This is a genomic window from Streptomyces sp. NPDC059456 (assembly GCF_042750055.1).
Taxonomy (GTDB): Bacteria; Actinomycetota; Actinomycetes; order Streptomycetales; family Streptomycetaceae; genus Streptomyces.
Map to the genome: position 1 here is coordinate 1,957 of NZ_JBHYVA010000419.1, position 5,588 is coordinate 7,544.

Below are 5,588 nucleotides of genomic sequence, written 5' to 3' on the forward strand. Positions count from 1 at the left end.
CCCGCGCCCCCGCTCAGCCCCCGGGGGGGCGCGCCGCGGCCCGCGCCCGGGCGCGGGCTCCGGGGGGGGGGGGGGGGGGCAACGCGTGGTTCCCCACGGCCTCCGGCTTGTCCGGTTTTCGTCGCTGTTGTGGGTCCAAAAGGCATGGTCCTACCGCGAGTTGGGCGCCATGTCCGATTGCGTACCGAACGGACGGTGTTGATCCGCTCAGGCGCGAGCGAAGTCCGGATAACGGGAACCCGGCCCTCACATCACGGTTGCGCATCCATTCATCTGCGGGTCTGGCGGCTGATCGCAGCGCCGATGAAGACTCCCCACCCAAGAGCCGGTCAGTCCTCCAAGACCCGGTTCGTTCATCGCGTTTCGCTTGTGGCTTTGCACCGCACTTCCCGCAGTTCCTGCACCTCAACACGCGTCCCGCGTGTCACCACGCACTCCGAGCGCCACTCCGCACCAACGCCGCCACAGCGGCGGGCATGGGCCGGCAACCCGTCGGCCGAGAGGGGTCCCCACCACGATGACGGCACCACTGCATGACACGAGCGCGGAATCACCCGCACCCGTGTCCGTAGCCGACGTCCCTGCCAAGGCCATCGAAGGCCGCTCGCCCGGCCGCATCGCCTGGATGCGGCTCAAGCGCGACACGGTCGCGCTGACCGGCGGCGTGGTCGTGATATTCCTGATCCTGGTGGCGGTCTTCGCACCGCAGATCGTGAGCCTGCTGGGCCACCCGCCCAACGAGTTCCACGAGGACTTGATCGACCCGGACCTGGGCACGCCGCTCGGCTCCTTCGGCGGCATGAGTTCCGACTACCTGCTCGGCGTCGAACCCACCAACGGGCGCGACGTGTTCAGCCGGATCGTCTACGGCGCACGCATCTCCCTGGTCGTCGCCTTCCTGTCGGCCTTCGTGTCGGTCACGATCGGCAGCCTGCTCGGCGCGCTCGCCGGGTTCATCGGCGGCTGGGTCGACGGCGTCATCAGCCGCCTGATGGACCTGCTGCTCGCCTTCCCGCAGCTGCTGTTCACCATCGCCCTGGTGTCCGTCGTGCCCAACTCCCTCTGGGGGTTCTCGGGTTCGGGCGTCCGGATGGGCGTGCTGATCGTCGTCATCGGCTTCTTCGGCTGGCCGTACATCGGCCGCATCGTACGAGGCCAGACGATCTCCCTGCGGGAGCGCGAGTACGTCGAGGCGGCGCGCAGCCTCGGCGCCGGCCGCGGCTACATCCTGATCAAGGAGCTGCTGCCCAACCTGGTCGCGCCGATCCTCGTCTACTCGACGCTGCTCATCCCGACCAACATCCTGACGGAGGCGGCCCTCAGCTTCCTCGGCGCCGGCGTCAAACCGCCCACCGCCTCCTGGGGAAAGATGCTGTCCGACGCCATCCCCATCTACCAGGACGACCCCGCGTACATGGTGGTCCCCGGTATCACGATCTTCATCACCGTCCTGGCGTTCAACCTCTTCGGGGACGGGCTGCGTGACGCTCTCGACCCCAAGGGCAGCTGAACCGCTTCATCGATTCACCCACCAATGGAGGTTGGACCAACGTGATCCGCAGAAAGCAGGCATTCGCGATCACCGCCGTGATCGCCGCCCTGTCCCTGACCGCCGCGTGCGGTGGCAGTGACGGCGACAAGAAGACCGAGGGCAAGGGCGCCGGCGGCGCCGCGTTCAACGCGGCCACCACCGGCATGGTGAACCCGTCGGACGCCAAGGGCGGAGAGCTCAAGCTCTGGTCGCCGCAGGACGTCGACTACCTCGACCCGGCGCGTGCCTACTACGGCTTCGTGTGGGACATCCAGCGCCTCTACGTGCGCCAGCTGCTCGCGTACGACAGCAAGCCGGGCAAGGACGGCAGCAAGCTCGTCCCGGACCTCGCCGAGGGCCTGCCCGTCCTGAGCAACGAGGGCAAGACGTACACCCTCAAGATCAAGGACGGCGTGAAGTTCGAGGACGGCACGCCGATCACCTCGAAGGACTTCAAGTACGGCATCGAGCGCGTCTTCGCGCAGGACGTGCTGTCCGGCGGTCCCACGTACCTGATCGACCTGCTCGACCAGGGCCAGAAGTACCCCGGCCCGTACAAGGACACCGACGCGAACAAGATGGGCCTGAAGTCCGTCGAGACGCCGGACGACAAGACGATCGTCTTCAACCTGGCGAGCGCCAACTCCGACTTCAGCTACCTGCTGGCCATGCCGTCCTCCTCGCCGGTCCCGGCGGCCAAGGACACGGGCGCCACGTACACCAACAAGCCGGTCTCCACCGGCCCGTACAAGGTCGAGAGCTTCACCGCGAGCAAGGGCGCGACCTTCGTCCGCAACGAGAACTGGGACCCGAAGACCGACACGATCCGCAAGGGTCTGCCGGACAAGGTCTCCTTCACGGTGACCACCAACCCGGACGACATGGACGCGCGTCTGCTGTCGGGCGACATCGACCTCGCCATCGACGGCACGGGCATGCAGCAGGCCGGCAAGAACAAGGTCCTGAAGGACGAGAACCTCAAGAAGAACGCGGACAACCCGTTCACGGGCTACATCCGCTACTTCGCCTTCCCGACCACGGTCGCGCCGTTCGACAACATCGAGTGCCGCAAGGCCGTCATCTACGCGGCCGACCCGAAGTCCCTGCAGACCGCCCGCGGCGGCCCGACCAGCGGTGACCTCGGCGCGAACATGCTGCCGCCCGGCATCCCCGGCTCCGACAAGAGCTACGACCCGTGGAGCCTGACCAAGGGCGAGCCGCAGGAGGCCAAGGCCAAGGAGGCCCTCAAGGCCTGCGGCAAGCCGGACGGGTTCGAGACCACCATCGCGGTCCGCAACAACCGCGCCCCCGAGGTGAAGACCGCCGAGTCCCTCCAGGCGTCGCTCGCCAAGGTCGGCATCAAGGTCACCATCGACCAGTACGACGGCAAGCTCTCCTCCTCCGTGATCGGTTCGCCCGAGAACGTGAAGAAGAAGGGCTACGGCATCATCGTCATGGGCTGGGGCGCCGACTACAACTCCGGTTCGGGCTTCCTCCAGCCGCTCGTCGACGGCAAGTTCATCCAGCCGAACGGCAACAACAACTACACCGAGATCAACGACCCGGAGATCAACGAGCTCTTCAAGACGGCTGCTGCCGCCGCGACTCCGGAAGCCGCTGCTCCGTTCTACACGGACATCAACAAGAAGGTCATGGAGAAGGCGCTCTACCTTCCCATCAACTTCGACAAGGCCTTCGTCTACCACAACCCGCGTCTGACGAACGTCTACTTCAACGACTCCCCGCTGTCGGTGAGGAACTCGGCGACGTCGAAGCCGATGCCGCCGGCGCCGACGACGGCGACGCGCTCGCCGACGGGGGCGCCGTCGCGCAGGACGTCGAGGTAGCTGACGACGTTGGCGTGGTCGACGCCCTCGATGTCGGGGGTCCGGGGGGTGACGCCGGTGGCGACGACGACCTCGTCGTAGCCCTGGAGGGTCTCGACGTCGGCGCGGGTGTTCAGGCGGACGTCGACGGCGCGGGCTTCGAGCTGGGTGCCGAAGTAGCGGATGGTCTCCTCGAACTCCTCCTTGCCCGGGATGCGGCGGGCGATGTCGAGCTGTCCGCCGATGTGTCCCGAGGCCTCGAAGAGGGTGACGGTGTGGCCGCGTTCGGCGGCGGAGACGGCGCAGGCGAGTCCGGCCGGGCCGGCCCCGACGACGGCGACGCGCTTCTTCAGCTGCGTGGGCGACAGGACGAGTTCGGTCTCGTGGCAGGCCCGCGGGTTGACCAGGCAGCTGGTGATCTTGCCGCTGAAGGTGTGGTCGAGGCAGGCCTGGTTGCAGCCGATGCAGGTGTTGATGGTCTCGGAGCGGCCCGCGGCGGCCTTGGCGACGAAGTCGGCGTCGGCGAGGAAGGGGCGGGCCAGCGAGACCAGGTCGGCGCGGCCGTCGGCGAGCAGCTCCTCGGCGATCTCCGGGGTGTTGATGCGGTTGCTGGTGACGAGCGGGACGGAGACCGCGCCCATCAGCCGCTTGGTGACCCAGGTGTAGGCGCCGCGCGGGACGGAGGTGGCGATGGTGGGGATGCGGGCCTCGTGCCAGCCGATGCCGGTGTTGATGATGGTGGCGCCGGCCGCTTCGATCTCCTTGGCGAGGTGGACGACCTCGTCGAGGGTGGAGCCGCCGGGGATCAGGTCGAGCATCGACAGGCGGTAGATCAGGATGAAGTCCTCGCCGACGGCGGCGCGGGTGCGGCGGACGATCTCCAGCGGGAAGCGCACGCGGTTCTCGTACGCGCCGCCCCAGCGGTCGGTGCGCTTGTTGGTGGCGGCGGCGATGAACTCGTTGACGAGGTAGCCCTCGGAGCCCATGATCTCGACGCCGTCGTACCCGGCGAGCTTGGCGAGGCGGGCGGCGCGGACGAAGTCCTCGACGGTGCGCTCGACCTCGATGTCGGTCAGCTCGTTCGGGACGAATGGGCTGATGGGGGCCTGGATCGCGCTGGGGGCGACCAGGTCCTTGTGGTAGGCGTAGCGGCCGAAGTGGAGGATCTGCATCGCGATCTTCCCGCCCTCGGCGTGCACGGCCTCGGTGATCACCCGGTGCTCGGCGGCCTCTTCCTCGGTGGTGAGGCGGGAGCCTCCCTCGAAGGGGCGGCCGGCGTCGTTCGGGGCGATGCCGCCGGTGACGATCAGGCCGGCGCCACCGCGGGCGCGCTCGGCGTAGAAGGCGGCGAGGCGCTCGAAGCCGCCCGCGTGCTCCTCCAGGCCGGTGTGCATCGAGCCCATGATCACGCGGTTCGGCAGGGTGGTGAAGCCGAGGTCCAGGGGGCTCAGCAGGTGCGGGTACCGGCTCTGGGAACTCTGCGGACTCATCGGGGTGTGCCTCCTCGCGCGGGGGTGATGAACCTGTTCTAGCGAGCGGCAGGAGGTTTTGCAACTAGGTGCATAACCAGGCCGGGGGCACTCCGGCCGGGAATCCCGGGCCCAGGCCTCCCGGCGACGGCCCCCTGTGGCGCAGTTCACGGACGGCCCGGGGCCCGGTGGCGTCTGCCGGGTGATCACTCGGCACACGGTGGCCGCGAACGGCATCCGCCTCGCGTACGAGCCCTCCGGCCCCGGACGGCGACCCGGTGGTCCTGCGGTCCACGCCACGGCGCCCCGCGCGTTCACCGCGGCGCTGACGGAGTTCCCCACGGACCTCCCGGACGCCGAAACGGCCCGCCGGTGGCCGGCCGAGGACGGCATCACCCAGGTCGGCGAGGAGGCCTGGTACGACGCCGGCCCACCGGCCGCCACACCGGCCCGGGCCGGCGTCGCGGAGGGCCCGGGCTCCACGGCGTTCGCCGACGGGCTGCCCGACGCGGCCGGCCGGCTGCGCGTGGCCCTGGCCTGATGGACGTGCTCGGCTGGACGTGCTCGGCGACCGCTTCCCGGTGACCGGGCAGATCCACCGGGCCCACACCGGCCCCGAGGGGCCGCTGGCGGCGCGGGCGCTGTGGGACGGGTACCGCCGGCGGCCGGAGGCCGCACGGCAGTGCGAAGCCGTCCTCTCCGCCCTCCGGCACACCTGGTTCGAGGACCACGGGACCTCGGCGGAAGCCTTCGCCGAGGTCC

General features: G+C 69.3%; 3 protein-coding genes and 2 pseudogenes. 4 read left to right on the top strand and 1 reads right to left on the bottom strand.

What is annotated here, in order from left to right:
* Positions 1-517: 517 nt before the first annotated feature.
* Together ACFXA3_RS28870 and ACFXA3_RS28875 are read left to right on the top strand one after the other, a co-directional pair.
* Positions 518-1,510 (top strand): ABC transporter permease, encoded by a 993-nt coding sequence (locus ACFXA3_RS28870; protein ID WP_385191439.1) that lies wholly within the window; start codon positions 518-520, stop codon positions 1,508-1,510.
* 41 nt (positions 1,511-1,551) lie between these two features.
* A complete protein-coding gene (locus tag ACFXA3_RS28875) occupies positions 1,552-3,378 on the top strand; it encodes an ABC transporter substrate-binding protein (protein ID WP_385191440.1) in 1,827 nt (608 codons plus the stop codon).
* Here ACFXA3_RS28875 and ACFXA3_RS28880 read toward each other — a convergent pair.
* Positions 3,270-4,847, bottom strand: a pseudogene (locus ACFXA3_RS28880) (FAD-dependent oxidoreductase); the annotation flags it as partial. The gene ACFXA3_RS28875 and the pseudogene ACFXA3_RS28880 sit on opposite strands and share 109 nt — an antisense overlap.
* A 181-nt stretch (positions 4,848-5,028) precedes the next feature.
* Here ACFXA3_RS28880 and ACFXA3_RS28885 point away from each other — a divergent pair.
* On the top strand, positions 5,029-5,367 hold the full coding sequence (locus ACFXA3_RS28885) for a hypothetical protein (protein ID WP_385191441.1): 339 nt from the start codon (positions 5,029-5,031) through the stop codon (positions 5,365-5,367).
* Between the two features lie 19 nt (positions 5,368-5,386).
* Positions 5,387-5,588: pseudogene (locus ACFXA3_RS28890) on the top strand (hypothetical protein); the annotation flags it as partial.